14 protein-coding genes and 1 riboswitch are annotated in these 17,404 nt (G+C 73.9%); of the genes, 7 read left to right on the forward strand and 7 right to left on the reverse strand.

Features of this window, described 5'->3' with window-relative positions:
• Position 1: 1 nt before the first annotated feature.
• The 4 genes from ACIP4P_RS25760 to ACIP4P_RS25775 all read right to left on the reverse strand — a co-directional run bounded on the left by ACIP4P_RS25760 (position 2) and on the right by ACIP4P_RS25775 (position 5,031).
• On the reverse strand, positions 2–910 hold the full coding sequence (locus tag ACIP4P_RS25760; protein ID WP_400922176.1) for a M56 family metallopeptidase: 909 nt from the start codon (positions 908–910) through the stop codon (positions 2–4).
• Complete coding sequence (locus ACIP4P_RS25765) at positions 907–1,242, reverse strand: BlaI/MecI/CopY family transcriptional regulator (RefSeq protein WP_400922324.1); 336 nt, start codon at positions 1,240–1,242, stop codon at positions 907–909. The genes ACIP4P_RS25760 and ACIP4P_RS25765 overlap by 4 nt, the downstream gene beginning before the upstream one ends.
• 250 nt (positions 1,243–1,492) lie before the next feature.
• A complete protein-coding gene (locus ACIP4P_RS25770; protein WP_400922178.1) occupies positions 1,493–4,234 on the reverse strand; it encodes an FtsX-like permease family protein in 2,742 nt (913 codons plus the stop codon).
• Positions 4,231–5,031, reverse strand: a complete 801-nt coding sequence (locus ACIP4P_RS25775) for an ABC transporter ATP-binding protein (RefSeq protein ID WP_400922180.1) — start codon at positions 5,029–5,031, stop codon at positions 4,231–4,233. Before ACIP4P_RS25775 ends, ACIP4P_RS25770 begins: the two co-directional genes overlap by 4 nt.
• A gap of 138 nt (positions 5,032–5,169) precedes the next feature.
• Positions 5,170–5,346, forward strand: a riboswitch (M-box (ykoK) riboswitch).
• 369 nt (positions 5,347–5,715) lie between these two features.
• Here ACIP4P_RS25775 and ACIP4P_RS25780 point away from each other — a divergent pair.
• The 3 genes from ACIP4P_RS25780 (at position 5,716) to ACIP4P_RS25790 (ending at position 8,976) form a co-directional block, all read left to right on the forward strand.
• On the forward strand, positions 5,716–7,371 hold the full coding sequence (locus ACIP4P_RS25780) for an NRAMP family divalent metal transporter (protein ID WP_400922182.1): 1,656 nt from the start codon (positions 5,716–5,718) through the stop codon (positions 7,369–7,371).
• 97 nt (positions 7,372–7,468) lie between these two features.
• Positions 7,469–8,203, forward strand: a complete 735-nt coding sequence (locus tag ACIP4P_RS25785) for an MgtC/SapB family protein (protein ID WP_350513912.1) — start codon at positions 7,469–7,471, stop codon at positions 8,201–8,203.
• Between the two features lie 95 nt (positions 8,204–8,298).
• Entirely contained in the window at positions 8,299–8,976 is a 678-nt protein-coding gene (locus ACIP4P_RS25790; protein ID WP_400922184.1) for a YoaK family protein, read from the forward strand.
• Between the two features lie 26 nt (positions 8,977–9,002).
• Here ACIP4P_RS25790 and ACIP4P_RS25795 read toward each other — a convergent pair whose 3' ends face one another.
• The gene (locus ACIP4P_RS25795; protein WP_400922186.1) at positions 9,003–9,659 is read right to left on the reverse strand and encodes a hypothetical protein; all 657 of its coding nucleotides are present in this window, start codon (positions 9,657–9,659) and stop codon (positions 9,003–9,005) included.
• A 362-nt stretch (positions 9,660–10,021) separates the two neighbouring features.
• Here ACIP4P_RS25795 and ACIP4P_RS25800 point away from each other — a divergent pair, with 362 nt between their 5' ends.
• The 3 genes from ACIP4P_RS25800 to ACIP4P_RS25810 are packed head-to-tail and all read left to right on the forward strand — an operon-like array spanning position 10,022 to position 13,460.
• Positions 10,022–10,546 (forward strand): PadR family transcriptional regulator, encoded by a 525-nt coding sequence (locus ACIP4P_RS25800; RefSeq protein WP_350513909.1) that lies wholly within the window; start codon positions 10,022–10,024, stop codon positions 10,544–10,546.
• Positions 10,543–11,229 carry an ABC transporter ATP-binding protein gene (locus tag ACIP4P_RS25805; RefSeq protein ID WP_400922189.1) on the forward strand — a complete coding sequence of 229 codons (687 nt, stop codon included), beginning with the start codon at positions 10,543–10,545 and terminating at the stop codon, positions 11,227–11,229. The genes ACIP4P_RS25800 and ACIP4P_RS25805 overlap by 4 nt, the downstream gene beginning before the upstream one ends.
• Complete coding sequence (locus tag ACIP4P_RS25810) at positions 11,226–13,460, forward strand: FtsX-like permease family protein (RefSeq protein WP_400922191.1); 2,235 nt, start codon at positions 11,226–11,228, stop codon at positions 13,458–13,460. The genes ACIP4P_RS25805 and ACIP4P_RS25810 overlap by 4 nt, the downstream gene beginning before the upstream one ends.
• Positions 13,461–13,516: 56 nt before the next feature.
• Here ACIP4P_RS25810 and ACIP4P_RS25815 read toward each other — a convergent pair whose 3' ends face one another.
• Together ACIP4P_RS25815 and ACIP4P_RS25820 are read right to left on the reverse strand one after the other, a co-directional pair.
• On the reverse strand, positions 13,517–13,978 hold the full coding sequence (locus ACIP4P_RS25815) for an NUDIX hydrolase (RefSeq protein WP_400922193.1): 462 nt from the start codon (positions 13,976–13,978) through the stop codon (positions 13,517–13,519).
• Between the two features lie 44 nt (positions 13,979–14,022).
• On the reverse strand, positions 14,023–15,495 hold the full coding sequence (locus tag ACIP4P_RS25820) for an SDR family NAD(P)-dependent oxidoreductase (protein WP_400922326.1): 1,473 nt from the start codon (positions 15,493–15,495) through the stop codon (positions 14,023–14,025).
• A 381-nt stretch (positions 15,496–15,876) separates the two neighbouring features.
• Between ACIP4P_RS25820 and ACIP4P_RS25825 the strand changes: the two genes are divergently transcribed.
• A complete protein-coding gene (locus ACIP4P_RS25825) occupies positions 15,877–17,316 on the forward strand; it encodes a GuaB1 family IMP dehydrogenase-related protein (protein WP_400922195.1) in 1,440 nt (479 codons plus the stop codon).
• Positions 17,317–17,404 lie beyond the last annotated feature (88 nt).

Here is a 17,404-nt window from a genome sequence, read left to right on the forward strand (position 1 = left end):
GTTACGGGTACGGCGCGCAGGCCAGCAGGTACGGCAGCGCCGGCAGCGTCGACACCACCAGGCCCCAGGCCAGTCGACGCCGCCGGTCGCCGCCCGGCCGGGCCAGTCGGCGCACCCGGTCCAGCACCCCGGTGGAGGCGACTCCGAACGCGTCCCCGGGAGCAGTCCCGGGAGCAGCCCCGGAGGTCGCCAACGCGCAGAGCGCCGAGGCCAGTTCACTCCGGGACACCGACCGCAGCGCCGCGTCGTCCGCCGCCATCTCCAACAGCAGCGCCACCTCCGAGCGCCCCAGCCGGGCCAGCGGCAGCGGGCCCAGCAGCAGCGCGAAGGTGTCGGCGGGCAGCCGGAACAGGTGGTGGCGGCCGCGCAGGTGCCCGTGCTCGTGGGCGACGGCCGCGGCCAACTGCCGTTCGTCCAGCAGCCGCAGCGCCCCGCGCGACAGCACCACCCGGGAGCGCCGCCCGGGCAGGCAGTAGACGGTCGGCCGGGCGTGCTCCAGCACCAGCGCGCCCCAGCGCCGGTCCCGTACCGCGACCAGGTCCAGCACCGCCCGGTGCCGCCGCCGGGCCCGTCCGGCCCGGGCGCCGACCGCGGCCAGCACGGCGGTGAGCGCCGCGCCGACGGCGGCCAGCAGCCACCAGTCGTGGGTGTGCGGCACGACCGGCCCGAGCCGGTCGGTGTGGGGGAGCAGGCCGAGCAGCCCGGCCGGCTCGTGCGCGGCGGGGTCGAACGCGTGGTGCGCCGCGAGTACCAGGGCGACGGTGAAGGAGGCCATCAGGGCCAGCCAGAGCGCCGCGCCGAGCGCGGGCCGGGCCTGCAGCCGGGCCCGGAGGCGGGCGGAGCCGACCAGTCGGCGGGGCAGCAGCACGCCGGTCACGGCCAGGTGGAGGCCGAGCAGGACGAGCGTCACTCGGCGTCCCGGGCCTTCACCTGTTCGAGGGCGGCGAGCAGCGCGGACGCCTCGTCCCCGCTGATCCGGTCGACGAACCGGAGCAGCGCGCCGGCCCGGTCGGGGGTGGTCTCCAGCGCCTGGTGCATCAGCTCGGCGGTGTACGCCTCCCGGGTGCAGGTCGGCTCGTACACCCAGGCGCGGCCGACCTTGTCCCGGCGCAGCCAGCCCTTGGTGTGCAGGATGTCGGCGACGGTGGTCACGGTGGTGTACGCGACCGCCCGCTGCCGCTGGAGGTCGTCGACCACCTCGCGCACGGTGGCCGGCCGGCCCCAGGACCAGAGCCGGTCCATGATCTCGGCTTCGAGATCGCCGAAACCCCGTAGCACCGCCCTCGTCTCCCTCGCCGAACCGGTCGCCGGCGCCCTTCGCCCGCTGGAACGCGGCCCATGGTACGGCGAGCGCCGGGCGCCCGCCTCCGGGTGACGGAGACGGGCGCCCACGGGATCCGGGAGGTGCCCGGGTGGTGCTCGGGTCGTGCTCAGCAGGTGTCGAAGGTGCTCGCCCGGTGACCGAAGCCGGTGCTCGGGTCGGAGCGGGTGCTCAGGACAGCCGTCGTGCGAGCGGCACCCTGGAGCGGGTGAACAGCGCCGCGAGCAGCCCCGCGACCACTGGCAGCACCAGCACCACCAGCAGCAGTTCCCCCCACGGCGCGCTGAGGATCATCGGCTTCGACCCGAACCCGCTGGCCCGGGACTTCAGCAGCCCGACCGCCGGGACGAAGCCGTTGGCCGCCCCCAGCAGCGCCCCGAGCAGGGCGATCAGCGCGCACTGCAGGCCCGCCATGGTCCGGCGGATCCGCGGCGGGGCGCCGACGGCGGCCAGGGTGGCCTGGTCCTGCCGGGAGTCGGCGGCGGCGAGTCCGGTGGCGATCCCGGCGGCGCCGAGCACCACCAGCCCGGCGAAGCCGCTGAGCGCGAGGGTGAGCGCGTCGCCCTTGGACTGGTAGCCGCGCTCGACGTCCAGCTCGGAGTAGTGGTCCAGTTGGGCGGCGACGGCCGCGGCCCGCTGCTGTGCCTTGCGGTCGGGCGGGGTGGCCGGGCGCCAGACCGCGCCCTGGGGCGCCGAGGCGAGGCCGAGCTTGGCCAGGGCCGCTGTCGGCATCATCCCCTGGGCGAAGCGGGCGGCGTTCGGGTTGTCGACCAGCACCGCGTCCACCGGGACCTCCTGGAGGTCGGGCTTGGGGATCTGCCCGGGCTGCAGCGGCGCGCCGCCGCCCCCGCGCAGCATCAGCACGGCCTTGCCGTCGGCGCCGACCAGGGTGCGGTCGAAGACCAGCAACTTCCCGGCGGCCAGGGCCTGTTCGGCCGCCGGATCGCGGAGGTCGAACAGGTTGTGCAGCAGGGTGGCGTCGCCGGTGGCCAGGTGCGGCGGTGCGCTGAGCGTGTGCCAGTCGACCGGACCCTTGAGCTGGACGGCGCTGGAGCAGTTGTCGCAGAACTTGTAGACCACCTGGCCGATGTCGGCGCGCTGGCCGAGCCCGGTCAGCTCCTGCTCCACCGCGGCCGGCAGCTTGGCGGCTTGCGGCCCGTCCCGGTGGCTGGTCAACTGCACCGCGCCGTACGGAGCTTGCGGCCGGTAGTCACGCCGGTTCTCGGCGTCGGTGCTGGTGCTGTACACCCCGATGGCGACCGCCCCGGCGACCGCGGCCATCACCGCGGCGACGGCGGGCGCGGTGCGCGAGCGGTTGCGGGCGGAGTCCCGCAGCGCCAGCCGGGGGCCGAGCGGCAGCCGTCCGGCGAACCGGCCGAACAGCGCGACCAGCACCGGGGTGCAGGCCAGCAGCCCGAGTTCGGCGGCGACCGAGCCGCCGAGCACGATCAGCGTGCGGGCGTCGTAGGTGCTGACCACGGTGCGCCCGTGGCTCACCGCGCCGGCGCCGTACATCGCGATCGCGCCGCCACCGAGGATCAGCGCCACGCCGACCACGGTGACCAGGCGGCTGGGCGCCCGGACGGTGTCCCGCCCGGTGAGCCCGGCGGTGACGCTGCGCCGGGCGGCCTGCCAGGCCGGCAGCGCGGCGGCGAGCAGGGCGGTGCACAGGCCGACCCCGGCGATGGCCAGCAGGTCCAGCGGGGGAAGGGCGAAGTGCCCGAAGCGCGCGCCGCCGACCTCCTCGATCACCGGCTGGAGCACGGCGACCACGGCGGTGCCGACGACCACGCCGACGGCCGCCCCGGCCAGGCCGAGCACCAGCCCGCCGCCGAGCACCACCGCGCCGATGTGGCCGCGCCGGCCGCCCGCGGCGCCGAGCAGGGCGAGCTGGCGGCGGGAGCGGCGGGCACCGACCGCGAAGGCGGGCCCGGCGAGCAGGGCGACCTCCAGCAGGCCCATCCCGGTCACGGTGGCGACCACGACCTTGGTGCTGTTGCCGCCGGCGGGGTCGTGGTAGACGGCGGAGTCCCGGTAGTAGGGGACGGCCCGCTCCGACGGCGGGTCGAGCGCGACCGAGCGCGCGGTGAGGGTGTAGCCGTGGGCGTTGAACAGCTGGACCCGGTCCCAGTCGAGGGCGACCCCGCCCGGCAGGTGCACCAGCCAGGAGCCGTGCCCGCCCTGGGCCTGCTTGGCGCCGGGGTCCGCGGGGTCCGCGGCGGCGGCCAGCTGGTCGAGCAACTCGCCGGGCCTGGCGACGAGTTCGACCTTGCCGAGGTCGTCCGGGTGCTCCACCACACCGGTGATGGTGAAGGTGGTCCGCTCCAGCCCCTGGACGGTGGTGGTGCCGCCGAGCGGGAGCCCGGAGTGGTCCAGGAAGGCCTGGGTGGCGGCCAGTTCGTGCGGGGCGCCGGGCGCGCGGCCCTTGACCAGGTTCAGCCGGCCGTGCCAGACCGGGTCGCCGAGGTCGGCCTCGGTGGTGAGGGTGCGGACCAGTCCCTCGGGCGAGGTCGCGCCGGTCTCCGGTCCGCTCCGGACCGGGGTGAGCGTGCTGCCGGGCGGCAGCAGCGAGCCGATCAGGGTGGCCGGATCGGTGCTCGCGCCCTTCAGCTGCTCGGGCGTGGGCTGCTGTCCGGGCCGGGGCTGGGCGACGAAGGCACCGTCCTCGGCGACCGGGGCCTGTTCGACGCTCTGGCCCGGGCTGAGCGCGGTGACCAGGGCGTCCGCGCGGCCGACCACCCGCTCGACCCGTTCGCCCGGGGTCAGCTGCCCGCTGCGGTGGACCACGTCGGCGCCGGTGACCCCGAGCACGGGCAGCGCGATCATGGCCAGGATCAGGGCGCTGCGCCCCTTGGCCCGCAGCGCGTCGCGCCGGGCGATCCGCAGCGCGACCTTCCATGCTCCGATTCTCATCGGGCCGCCCCGTCCAGGTGGTTGGGCCGGTGGACGGCGGCCGCGCAGCCGCCGGAGCGGCGTCCGACGCTCTCCGAGGCGACCGCGCCGTCCCGCAGGTGGATCACCCGGTCCGCCCAACTGGCGTGCGCGGCCTCGTGGGTGACCATCATCGCGGCCGCCCCGGCGTCGCAGCGGGCGCGCAGGACGGCGAGCACGGCGTCGCCGGTGGCGGAGTCGAGCGCTCCGGTCGGCTCGTCGGCGAGGACGAGGCGGCGCTCGCCGATCAGGGCACGGGCGATGGCGACGCGCTGCTGCTGGCCGCCGGACATGTCGTCGGGGAAGCGGTCGGCGAGCTCACCGATGCCGAGCTCCTCCAGGGCGGCGAGGGCCTCGCGGCGGGCGGTGCGGCCGGAGACGCCGTCGAGCTCGCGCGGCAGGGCGATGTTCTCGGCGGCGGTGAGCGCCGGGATCAGGTTGTAGTCCTGGAAGACGTACCCGACGGAGCGTCGCCGCAGGTCGGCGAGCTTGCCCTTGCCGAGGCCGCCGAGCGCGACGCCCTCGACCAGCACCTGGCCCTCGCTGGGCAGGTCCAGCCCGCCGGCCAGGGTGAGCAGGGTCGACTTGCCGGAGCCGGACGGGCCCATCACGGCGACGAACTCGCCCGCGTGGACGGTCAGGTCGACCCCGCGCAGGGCGTTCACCTCGGCGGCGCCGCGGCCGTGCACCCGGGAGACCCCGGCCAGCTGCAGGACGGGCGCGGGCCGGCTCGGATCGATGTGGGACACAGTTCCCCCTCGTGAGCTGTTCAGCTGCATATGTCGGTGAACTATATATGCCGCCGGGGGATGCACAAGCCGTCCCGGATTCGGTCAAGGTTCTACAAAGGTGTCGACGATCAGCCGAAAAGGTGACATGGGGCGGCCGCGCCGGGGCTATGCTTTTCGAGGTTTGAAAAGGCACCTCGTTCGGTGAGGCGTCTTCACGGACACAGGCCACTGACCCGACGACGTCGAGAGACGCCCAGGTTCAGGACAGGTCTTCCCGAGTTAAGGGTTGACCCCAAGTGGCTTCCGGCCGATCCGGCTGGACACGCCGTGGAGTGCCAAAGCTCTGACGAGTTGGGGTGGACCGGTCTCTTGTGACCGGTGTGCTCCTTGCCGTGTCGTGATGCGGCGCACAGACGGTGCGCCCCCGACCGGGAGGAGGCGAGAGACATGGACTGTGATAGTCCGGGCCACAGTAGCCCCTACCCCCGCATGCTCTCGAACACCTCCGGCACGCGGTAACAACCTTCCCTGCGCGTTCACCCAGGCCTTCGTCGTGCGCTCAACCATGCCCCGACGCAAGCCGCCTGACGCACCGTCATGCCCGCACGGCCGCCGCCGCTCAGCGTCGCCGTACGGACCGGACGTCGTGTGCGTCCACATGCGCCCGCAGGGAGGATCGCTGCTGCGTGCCCCCTGTCGCCCCCTCCAGGAAGGGGGCAGGGAGGCCCCGCCATGACCAACGTGATGCTGGACCCGAAGGTTCCCGCCGCTCCCGCCGCGACCCGCTCCGCCGTCCTCGACGACGCCCACGTGGGCGACATCAAGGGCGCGCTCGGCACCATCAAGCTCGACGACGCCGCCCCCCGCGGACTCTCCGCCCGGCTCAAGACCCTGCTGGCGATCGTCGGCCCCGGCCTGATCGTCATGGTCGGCGACAACGACGCCGGCGCCTTCTCCACCTACGGCCAGGCCGGCCAGAACTACGGCACCCAGCTGCTGTGGACGCTGGCCCTGCTGATCCCGGTGCTGTACGTCAACCAGGAGATGGTGCTGCGCCTGGGCGCCGTCACCGGCGTCGGCCACGCCCGGCTGATCCTGGAGCGCTTCGGCAAGTTCTGGGGCGCCTTCAGCGTCATCGACCTCTTCCTGCTGAACGCCCTCACCCTGGTCACCGAGTTCATCGGCGTGACACTCGCGGCCGGATACCTCGGCCTGCCGAAGGTCGCCTCCGTCATCCTGGCGGCGGCGATCATCATCGCCTCGGCCTTCACCGGCTCCTTCCAGCGCTTCGAGCGGGTCGCCATTGCGCTCTGCGTCGGCTCACTGCTGCTGGTCCCGATCTACTTCATGGTCCACCCGAAGACCTCGCAGATGGCCCACGACTTCGTGGTCCCGCAGATGCCGGGCGGCTCCGGCCAGCTCGCCGCCGTGATGCTGGTCATCGTCTCCATCGTCGGCACCACCGTCGCCCCCTGGCAGCTGTTCTTCCAGCAGTCGTACGTCATCGACAAGCGGATCACCCCGCGTTTCATGAAGTACGAGAAGGTCGACCTGTGGATCGGCATCGCCATCGTGATCATCGGCGCCGCCGCGATGATCGGCTTCACCGCCGCGGCCTTCGCGGGCACCGACGGCTTCGGCCAGTTCTCCGACGCGGCCGCCGTGGCCAAGGGCCTGGAGGACAAGGCCGGCCACCTGGTGGGCGTGCTGTTCGCGATCGCCCTGCTGGACGCCTCGATCATCGGCGCCTTCGCCGTCTCGCTCTCCACCGCCTACGCCATCGGCGACGTCTTCGGCATCAAGCACTCGCTGCACCGCGGGGTCAAGGGCGCCAAGGGCTTCTACGCGGTCTACGCGGGCCTGGTGGTGGTCGCCGCGGCGATCACCCTGCTGTCCACCGACTACCTGCAGGGTCTGATGACCCAGTTCGTCCAGGTGCTGGCCGGGGTGCTGCTGCCCTCCGCCACCGTCTTCCTGCTGCTGCTCTGCAACGACAAGGCCGTGCTCGGCCCGTGGCGCAACGGTCCCAAGACCAACGCCTTCACCTCCGCGGTGGTCGGTGTGCTGGTGATGCTGTCGCTGATCCTGACCGCCGCCGTGGTCTGGCCGGACATCAGCTCGGACGCGATCCTGTGGATCATGGCCGGCTGCGGTGTGGCGGGCGTGCTGGTCGCCGGGTACTTCTTCGTGGCCGGCCGCACCGGCACCAAGGAGGACCCGATCGACCGCGCCGGTCGCGAGGAGTGGCGGATGCCCCCGCTGGAGACCCTGGAGCGGCCGGTCATGTCCACCGCCCGCAAGGTCGGCATGGGCGCCCTGCGCGCCTACCTGCTGATCGCGATGATCATGGTCATCATCAAGGTCGTCCAGACCGCGCTGAACCACTGAGTCCCCGAGCGACTCCCGTACGGACGGGCGGTGGGCAGCGGCTCACCGCCCGTCCGTTCCTGTTCCGTGTCCGTTTCCCCGTGAAGGAGGTGCCGTCGTGCACACCCTGACCACCGTCGAGTTCCTGGTCCGGCTCGCCACCGGCGTCGCCTGCGGCGCGCTGATCGGCGTCGAGCGCCAGTGGCGGGCCCGGATGGCCGGCCTGCGCACCAACGCCCTGGTGGCGGCCGGCGCCACCCTGTTCGTGCTGTACAGCGAGGCGGTCGGCGACACCGGCAGCCCCACCCGGGTCGCCTCCTACGTCGTCTCCGGCATCGGCTTCCTCGGCGGTGGCGTCATCCTGCGCGACGGCGCCGGCGTCCGCGGCCTCAACACCGCCGCCACGCTGTGGTGTTCGGCCGCCGTCGGAGTGCTCGCCGCCTCCGGCAAGCTGGAACTGGCGGCCATGGGCACGCTCGCCGTGCTCGCCGTCCACGTCGTGCTGCGCCCGGCCGGCCGACTGCTCGACCGGGCCCCGCAGGCCGGCAGTGACCCGGACTCCACCAGCCGGGCCACCGTCCACCTGGAGTGCGACCGCAAGTCCGAGACCCACATCCGCGCCCTGCTGCTCCAGGCCCTGGCCGGCTCCGGCCTCTCGCCCACCGGCCTGCGCGCCCGCCGCACCGAGCAGGGCGACGCCACCAGCCTGCGGGCCACCGTCGCCATCAGCGGCCAGGTGACCCCGGCGCTGGAGCAGGTCGTCACCCGGCTGTCGCTGGAACCGGGCGTCCGGGACCTGCACTGGCACCTGGACGCGGAGGACGACGACCACGGCAACCCGGCGATGGCGTAGGCGTACTCCTGCCGGCGAGCGCTGCTGTCGGCGGGGTCCCGAGGACCTGAGGAGGTAGAACGGAGGGACCGTCACACGAACCTCCGGGAGGCCCGATGCCGAAAGTCGATCCGGACCACGGACCGCTGGTCCCGATGCTGCTGGTGCTGACCCTGGTCACCGGGGTGGTGGACGCGGTCAGCTACCTGGAGCTCGGGCACGTCTTCGTCGCCAACATGACCGGCAACGTGGTGTTCCTCGGCTTCGCCCTGGCCGGCGCCCCCGGCCTGTCCGCCACCGCCTCACTGTCCGCCCTCGCGGCCTTCCTGCTCGGCGCGCTGGCCGGCGGCCACCTCGTCCGGCACCTGCCCGGGCACCGGGGGCACCTGCTGACCGCCGCCGTCGCCGCCCAGGCGCTGCTCGTCGCCGCGGGCACCGTGCTGGCGGCGGCGGTCGGCCACACCTCCGCACCCGCCCGCTACACCCTGATCGGCCTGCTCGCCCTCGCGATGGGCGGGCAGAACGCGGTGGTCCGCGCGCTCAAGGTCCCCGACCTCACCACCACCGTGCTCACCATGACCCTCACCGCCCTCGCCGCGGACCGCACCGGCCCGCGCCGGCTCGCCTCGGCGGGCTGGATGTTCGCCGGGGCCCTGCTCGGCGCCGCGCTGGTGCTGCACGCGAACGTGCCGGCCGCGCTGGCGCTGGCCCTGGTGCTGCTGATCGCCGTCGCCGCCCTCACCCACCGCGCCGCCAGGCCCGTCCCGGCACCGGCCTGGACGCAACGCCGCTAGGAGTTGTCCGGCCGATCTTGCCGCGGTCACTCCTCCCGGCGGTGCCCGGCGCGGCCGCTCCAGTGCGGTTCCAGCCGGGCCCAACCGGAGGTCCAGTCGGCCTCGGCCCGCCGGTCGAGGGCGTGCAGCCGCAGTCGCAGGGCGAGGACCAGGAGGGCGGACAGCACGAGCAGGGCGCCGGTGCCGGTGCAGGCGGCCGACACGGCGAGGGCCGCGCGCTCGACCGGGGGAGCGGTGGCGTTACCGTCCGGGTCGACCCAGATCTGGACGGCGGCGCCGGCCACGGCCGAGCGCGGGGCGTCCACCAGGCCGGAGTGCCGGGTGTGCCCGGGGTAGCTCCAGGAGGCCGCGACATCGGTCCGGTTGCCGTAACCGCCGGAGGCGAGCCGGCCGGCGGCGGCGGAGTGGTCGGTGGTGTCGGTGACCACCGCCTCGATCCGGTGCAGCCGGGCCCGGTCGGCGTCGGCCCGGGGTGCGGTGGCGCGGTAGAGCAGCAACGCGCCGCCGACCGAGAGGGCGGCGGTCAGCAGGCCCCCGACCACGGCGAGCAGCCAGGCGCGGGCGCGGGACCGGTCGAGGGGGCGGGCCAACGGTTCGTGCCGGGCACCGAAGGCCCGCCGCAGCTGACGGCCGGTTCGCCGCGGGAGCGACGCGGGCCGGGCCGGGCGGGGTGGGCTGGACACGCTGAGGACTCCTCAAGGACGCGGGCGCGTACGGGGTTTCGTCACCCAATCTCCACCCGACCGGCCCCCTCGCACAAGATGCGGTGCGCGCTCGTGGTGCCGACGCTCCTGACCACCCGGGACGTTCGGCCCTCGGCGGCGGGCCCCGGCTCCGGCAGGCTGGGGCCCGGCCGCGTCCCCCGTGCCCGGGCGCGGCTCCGGCCCGGTTGACCGTGGGGGTGCCGGGCCGCGGTGCGGCGCAGGGGGCGGTCGTGGGGCCGTCTCCTGCCCGTCCACCGCCGGAAGTTGACGTTTCACCAGGTCAGAGAGGTATTCTTCCCAGCTATACACTCGGTGTATATCCCTGGTGTATGGTCCTCCCCATGAGTGTTCCTTTGACCCTCCTCGGACTGCTGGAGCGGGAGCCGAGCCACGGCTACGACCTCAAGCGCGACTACGACTCCTACTTCGGCCGGGGCAAGCCCCTCCCGTACGGCCAGGTCTACGCGACCCTCGGCCGACTGGCCCGCGACGGCAAGGTGATGGCCGGTGAGGCCGAGCCGGGGGACGGGCCCGAGCGCAAGCGCTACGTCATCACCGAGACCGGGGCCACCGAGTTCGAGACCTGGCTCCAGGAGCCGGTCGCCCCCGAACCCAACCTGCAGTCCGTGCTGTTCAGCAAGGTGGTGCTGGCCCTGATGCTCGGCCGCGACGCCGAGCTCTACCTCGACACCCAGCGCTCCGCCCACCTGCGCCGGATGCGCGAACTCACCGAGCTGCGCCGCTCCGGACCGCTGGTGGACGCCCTGCTCGCCGACCACGGCCTGTTCCACCTGGAGGCCGACCTGCGCTGGATCGACCTGACCGTCGCCCGGCTCGACGCGCTGGCCGCGGAGGTGCGCGCATGACCGCCGTGATCGAGGCCCGGGACCTCGCGCTCGCCTTCGGCGAGACGCCCGCGCTGCGCGGGGCGAGCCTGTCCGTCCGGGCCGGCGAGGTGCTCGCCGTGATGGGCCCCAGCGGTTCGGGCAAGTCGACGTTACTCCACTGCCTGGCCGGCATCCTGGTGCCCGACGCGGGCGAGGTGGTGTTCGACGGGCAGCGCCTGGACACCATGAGCGAGGCCCGGCGCAGCGCTCTGCGCCGCGACAGCTTCGGCTTCGTGTTCCAGTTCGGCCAGCTGGTACCGGAGTTGACCGCCGAGGAGAACGTGGCCCTGCCGCTGCTGCTGAACGGCGTGCGCCGGGGAGCCGCACTGGCCCAGGCCCGGCCCTGGTTCGCCCGGCTCGGCCTGGACGGCCTGGAGCAGCGCCGCTCCGGCGAGTTGTCCGGCGGCCAGGCCCAACGGGTGGCACTGGCACGGGGGTTGGTGGCCCGGCCGCGGGTGCTGTTCGCCGACGAGCCGACCGGCGCGCTGGACTCGCTGACCGGCGAGCAGGTGATGGAGCTGATGGTCGGTTCGGCCCGGGAACAGGGCACCACCGTCATCCTGGTCACCCACGAGCCGAGGGTCGCCGCCTACGCCGACCGCGAGGCGATCGTCCGCGACGGCCTGGCCCGTACCCTCTCCACCGGATCGGTGGCCCCGTGATCGCCTTCTCGCTCCGACTGGCCGTCAGCGGCGGCCGGGAGGCGGTGGCCCGGCTGCTGATGATCGCGGCGGCGGTCGCCATCGGGGTCGGGCTGCTGCTGTCCACCTTCTCCGGCATGAACGCGATCGACCGCGCCAATGAGCGGCAGAACTGGATGAACACCGGCGTCCAGGGCGCGACGGCCGCCACCTCGGCGGACCCGCTCTGGTGGGGCGCCCGGGGCGACTACTACCGGGGCAAGCGGATCTTCCGGGTCGACCTCGCCCCGACCGGCCCCGCCGCGCCGTCGGTGCCCGGCCTGAGCCGACTGCCCGCGCCCGGCGAGTACTACGCCTCGCCCGCGCTGGAGAAGCTGCTGCGCGACACTCCGGCCGTCGAACTCGGCGACCGCTTCCCGGGCCGACTGGCCGGCACCCTCGGCGACGACGCGCTGCCCTCCCCGGACACCCTCGCGGTGGTCGTCGGGCGCACCGCCGACGAGGTCGAGGCGCTGCCGAGGGCGCACACCGTCACCAGCGTCGCCACCGCACTGCCCGCCGACTGCTCGGCCGACTGCTACGGCGCGGGCGTGCACGGGGACGCCCTGCTCCTGGTGCTCACCGTGGTGGCCGCGGCGCTGATCTTCCCGGTGCTGATCTTCATCGGCACCGCGACCCGGCTCTCCGCCGCCACCCGGGAGCAGCGCTACGCCGCGATGCGCCTGGTGGGGGCGACGCCCGGTCAGGTGTCGGTGATCTCGGCGGTGGAGTCCACGGTGGCCGCGGTGATCGGCACGGTCGGCGGCTTCGTCCTGTACGTCGCGCTGAAGCCGCTGGTCGCCGACGTCCCGTTCACCGGCGACCGGTTCTTCGCCGCCGACCTCGGCCTGACCCTGCCGCAGGTCGCCGGGGTGGTGCTGGGGGTGCCGCTGGCGGCCGCGCTCGCCGCCCGGTTCGCGCTGCGCCGGGTCACCGTCTCCCCGCTCGGGGTCTCCCGCCGGGTCACCCCGAAGCCGCCGAGCCCCTGGCGGTTGACCCCGCTGGTGGCGGGCCTGGCCGAACTCGGCTACTTCGTCGGCAGCCACCCGAAGACCACGAACGCGCAGTCCCTGGCGTACCTGAGCGGCTTCGTGCTGGTGATGCTCGGTCTGGTGGTCGCCGGTCCGTGGCTCACCCTGGCGACCGCCCGGGCGGTCGCCAGGAGGACCAGCCGGCCGGCCTCGCTGATCGCGATGCGCCGCCTCTCGGACGACCCGCGGGCGGGCTTCCGCTCGGTCGCCGGCCTGGTGCTGGCGCTGTTCGTGACCACCGGGACCCTCGCCATCATGAGCACCATCGACGCCAACCAGGGCGCGCTGGAGGGCGTGCCCTCGGTGCGCAAGGCGATCGTGGCCACCCCGTTCGGCAACCGGGAGGAGGCGGCCGCGCTGCCCTCGGTGCCCGACCGGGTGCTGACCGGGGCCCGTGCCGTGCCCGGCTTCCAGGGGATCGCGCTGATCCACGACAACCCGGCCAAGGTCGGGGCGTACCAGCAGGGCCCGCGTCCGGTGGTGCCCAGCCTGGTGATCTGCTCGGAACTCGCGCAGATCCCGGTGGTCGGCCACTGCGCCCCGGGGGCGGCCGTCGCGGCGGTCGACCAGTTCCAGTTCGTCGACCTGCTGGACGCCTCCCAGCACGAGTGGCCCACCGCACCGGTCTCCGCGGCGGAGGTGGCCGGGCTCCCGGTGCGGATGCTCTACGCGACCACCGACGGCTCCGAGGCGGCCAAGGAGCAGCTGCGGACCCTGTTCACGCGGGAATTCCCGAGTTACGAACCGCGGTTGGCCGAGGACTGGTCCTCCGAGGGGCAGCGGAAGCTCCAGGGCTGGCGGCAGCTGGCGGACGCGGTGCTGCTGACCACCCTGCCGATCGCCGGGTGCAGCCTCGCGGTCAGCGTGGTGGCCGGACTGTCCGACCGCCGCAGGCCGTTCGCGATCCTGCGGCTGACCGGCGCACCGCTGCGGCTGCTGCACCGGGTGGTCGGGCTGGAGAGCGCGCTGCCGCTGCTGGTGGTGTCGGCGCTCGCGATCGGGACCGGCTTCGCCGCGGCGGCGATGTTCCTCGCGTCGCAGATGAAGTACGACCTGGTCTCACCGGGCCTGACGTACTACGGCCTGACCGGCTTCGGACTGGCCGCCTCGCTGGGGATCATCGCCTCGACCCTGCCGCTGCTGCGGCGGATCACCGGGCCGGAGGCGGCGCGCAACGGCTGACGGTGTCGGGCCGGAGCAGGCGGCCCCGTCGCCCGTGGATCCGTCGGTGCTGCGGATCAGCGGGCGACGGGGTAGCTGCGCGTCCCGTCCCGCCGGGCCACGTCCAGCCCGTCCAGCCAGCTGCCGAGCACCAGTCCGGACGGGTAGAACATCGGCTCGGGCAGCGCGTCCACCGGGAAGCGCTCCCAGCCGGCGCAGGTGTGCGGCTCGGTGACCAGCGCCTCGGCCAGGCTCGGCGGAGCCAGCACCGCGGCGGTCAGCCGGGGCCGGCCGAGCTCGTGGTCCAGGTGCAGGGCGAGCACCCGCATCCGCTCGGCCGGCAGCACGATGCCGGTCTCCTCGGCGAGTTCGCGGGCCGCGGTCCGCTCGAAGGACTCGCCCGGGTCGACCTTGCCGCCGGGCAGGCTCCAGGTCGGCGGCTCGCCGGCGGTGATCCGGCGGCCGATCAGCACCCGGCCGTCGCCGGTGGGCACGATGATCCCGGCGCCGAGCAGCGGCGCGGTCGGTGCGGTGCTCAACTCGGGCTCTCCTTCGGGTGGTTACCGGGCGGTCGGCCGGACGGCTACCAGTTGCCGCGCTCGTAGTCCTTGAGGAAGCAGCCGTACAGGTCCTCGCCGGCCTCGCCGCGGACGATCGGGTCGTACACCCGGGCCGCGCCGTCGACCAGGTCGAGCGGGGCGTGGAAGCCCTCGTCGGCGAGCCGCATCTTGTCCGGGTGCGGCCGCTCGTCGGTGATCCAGCCGGTGTCGACGGCGGTCATCAGGATGCCGTCGGACTCGAACATCTCCTGCGCGCTGGTGCGGGTGAGCATGTTGAGCGCGGCCTTGGCCATGTTGGTGTGCGGGTGGCCGGCGCCCTTGTAGCCGCGCTGGAACACACCCTCCATGGCGGAGACGTTGACCACGTACTTGCGGCGGGACGCGGAGGCGGCCATCGCCGGGCGCAGCTGGCTGATCAGGATGAACGGCGCGGTGGAGTTGCAGAGTTGGACCTCCAGCAGCTCGACCGGGCCGACCTCGCTGACGGTCTGCACCCAGCTGTTGGTCGGCGCGAGGTCGGGCACCAGGCCGCCGGCGTCGATCGCGGTGCCGGCCTCGATCCGGGCCGGGGTCGCGGAGCCGGTGACCAGGGCGAGCGAGGTGACGTCCTCGGCGGCCAGTCGCTGCCCGCCGTCGCTCGGCTGGTGGGGGAGGGCGGGCAGGTCGACGCTGCCGCTGTTGAACCGGCCGATCGTGGTGGCCTGGGGCAGTTCGCCGGCCGGCAGCGGGGCGGACTCGGCGTTGACCAGCTCGCGGTAGGACTCGGCCGGCCGGCGCACGGTCTGTGCGGCGTTGTTGATCAGGATGTCCAGCGGACCGTCGGCGGCGACCTCGTCGGCCAGGGCCATCACCTGGGCCGGGTCGCGCAGGTCGATGCCGATGATCTTGAGGCGGTGGATCCACTCGGCGCTGTCCGGCATCGCCGTGAAGCGGCGGATCGCGTCGTTGGGGAAGCGGGTGGTGATGGTGGTGTGGGCGCCGTCGCGCAGCAGCATCAGCGCGATGTACATCCCGATCTTGGCCCGGCCGCCGGTCAGCAGTGCGCGCTTGCCGGTGAGGTCGGCCCGGGCGTCCCGGCGGGACCGGTTCAGCGCCGCGCACTTCTGGCACAGGTTGTGGTAGAAGGCGTCGACCTCGACGTACCGGGTCTTGCAGGTGTAGCAGGAGCGCGGGCGCTCCAGGATGCCGGCGATCTCGGTGGTGGTGACGGTGGTCAGACCGAAGGCACCGGCCGTCTCGTCGTCGATCCGGGTCGGCGCGCCGGTGGCCGTGCGGGCGGTGACCTCGCGGTCGTTGGCCGTCTTGCGGGCCCGGGTCTCCTGGCGGCGGCGCTGCTTGAGGGTGCGGAATATGCCGCCCACGGCCTGCCGGACGGTGATCGCGTCCGGGTGGTCGACGTGCAACTGGTCGAGCTCGGCGAGCACGTCCAGGCAGAGCTTCAGGCGCTCGGGGTCGAGGCCAGGGCCGTAGTCGATCTCCTGCTCGCCCTCCTCCACGTCTCGGCCCCGCTCGATGTCCGTCTGCTCGATGCTCACCCGTGCTGCCGCTTTCCCGCTCGCCCCGCTGTTACCGCGTACCGCGTGAATGCTACGGGAGCGGCGGGGGCCGGGGCGAAAGCCGGAGGTGGGGGCCGGGGCGGACCCGGGAGGCGGGGCCGGGCCCGGAGCCGGCGGGGGACGTCTTTGGAGGATCGTCCATGTCTACGCGCGGAGCACTGATCATGGTTTGTGCACATCCCCAGCAATGCCGCTCGAACTGGCATTTGCCCCCGCCCTCACGGAGAATCGAATGCTGGGTGCCGGGCGCCCGAGTGCGCTCCGGCGGCATCGCCGCAACCGCACCCGAGGTGTAATTTCTCCCAGCCAGAGAGCCCATTCATGCGTTTCCTGAACGACCTCAAGCCCTCGTACGACCTGACGTACGACGACGTCTTCATGGTCCCCAGCCGTTCCGCCGTGGGCTCCCGGCAGGGTGTCGACCTCTCCTCGAACGACGGCACCGGCACCACCATCCCGCTGGTGGTCGCCAACATGACCGCCATCGCCGGCCGCCGGATGGCCGAGACCGTCGCCCGCCGCGGCGGCCTGGTGGCCATCCCGCAGGACATCCCCACCGAGGTCATCGCCGAGGTCATCTCCTGGGTCAAGCAGCGCCACCTGGTGGTCGACACCCCGATCACCCTGGCCCCCGGCGCCACCGTCGCCGAGGCGCTCTCGCTGCTGCCCAAGCGCGCCCACGGCGCCCTCGTCGTGGTCGAGGACGGCAAGCCGGTCGGCGTCGTCACCGAGTCCGACTGCCAGGGCGTGGACCGCTTCACCAGCCTCGCCGACATCATGTCCCGCGACCTGCTGCTGCTGGACGAGGACATCGCCCCGCGCGAGGCCTTCGACAAGCTTACCGAGGCGCACCGCAAGCTCGCCCCGGTCGTCGACCGCGAGGGCAAGCTGGTCGGCCTGCTCACCCGCAAGGGCGCGCTGCGCGCCACCCTCTACACCCCGGCCGTGGACGCGAACGGCAAGCTGCGGATCGCCGCCACCGTCGGCATCAACGGCGACGTCGCGGGCAAGGCCAAGGCGCTGATCGATGCCGGGGCGGACGTGCTCGTGGTCGACACCGCGCACGGCCACCAGGAGAGCATGATCAGCGCGCTGCGCGCGGTGCGCGGCCTGGACCCGCAGATCCCGATCGTGGCCGGCAACGTGGTCTCCGCCGCCGGTGTCCGCGACCTGGTCGAGGCCGGCGCGGACATCCTCAAGGTCGGTGTCGGCCCGGGCGCCATGTGCACCACCCGGATGATGACCGGCGTCGGCCGCCCGCAGTTCTCCGCCGTGCTGGAGTGCGCCGCCGAGGCCCGCCGGCTCGGCAAGCACGTCTGGGCCGACGGCGGCGTGCGCCACCCGCGCGACGTCGCCATGGCGCTCGCCGCCGGCGCCTCCAACGTGATGATCGGCTCCTGGTTCGCCGGCACCTACGAGTCCCCGGGCGACCTGCAGACCGCCGCCGACGGCCGCCAGTACAAGGAGAGCTTCGGCATGGCCTCGGCCCGTGCGGTGAGCAACCGCACCGCCCAGGACTCCTCCTACGACCGGGCCCGCAAGGCGCTGTTCGAGGAGGGCATCTCGCACTCCCGGATGTTCGTCGACCCGGCCCGCCCGGGCGTCGAGGACCTGATCGACTCGATCGTGGCCGGCGTGCGCAGCTCCTGCACCTACGCGGGCGCCAACAGCCTGGAGGAGTTCCAGGAGAAGGCGATCGTGGGCATCCAGAGCGCGGCCGGCTACGCCGAGGGCAAGCCGCTGCACTCCAGCTGGGCCTGATCGCGGTAGCGGCGGCGTCGGCGGGGCCCGGGCCCCCGGCCGGCCCCCCCCCCCCCCCCGGGCCCCGGCCCCCGGCCCCCCCCCCGCC

The sequence above is a fragment of the Kitasatospora sp. NPDC089509 genome, from assembly GCF_044749365.1.
GTDB lineage: Bacteria > Actinomycetota > Actinomycetes > Streptomycetales > Streptomycetaceae > Kitasatospora.

Bases quoted from the DNA above. Each gene is read 5' to 3' on its own strand.
- ACIP4P_RS25765 (WP_400922324.1), bottom strand. From the start codon at position 1,242: ATGGACCGGCTCTGGTCCTGGGGCCGGCCGGCCACCGTGCGCGAGGTG.
- ACIP4P_RS25770 (WP_400922178.1), bottom strand. From the start codon at position 4,234: ATGAGAATCGGAGCATGGAAGGTCGCGCTGCGGATCGCCCGGCGCGAC.
- ACIP4P_RS25775 (WP_400922180.1), bottom strand. From the start codon at position 5,031: ATGCAGCTGAACAGCTCACGAGGGGGAACTGTGTCCCACATCGATCCG.
- ACIP4P_RS25780 (WP_400922182.1), top strand. From the start codon at position 5,716: ATGACCAACGTGATGCTGGACCCGAAGGTTCCCGCCGCTCCCGCCGCG.
- ACIP4P_RS25790 (WP_400922184.1), top strand. From the start codon at position 8,299: ATGCCGAAAGTCGATCCGGACCACGGACCGCTGGTCCCGATGCTGCTG.
- ACIP4P_RS25800 (WP_350513909.1), top strand. From the start codon at position 10,022: ATGAGTGTTCCTTTGACCCTCCTCGGACTGCTGGAGCGGGAGCCGAGC.
- ACIP4P_RS25805 (WP_400922189.1), top strand. From the start codon at position 10,543: ATGACCGCCGTGATCGAGGCCCGGGACCTCGCGCTCGCCTTCGGCGAG.
- ACIP4P_RS25825 (WP_400922195.1), top strand. From the start codon at position 15,877: ATGCGTTTCCTGAACGACCTCAAGCCCTCGTACGACCTGACGTACGAC.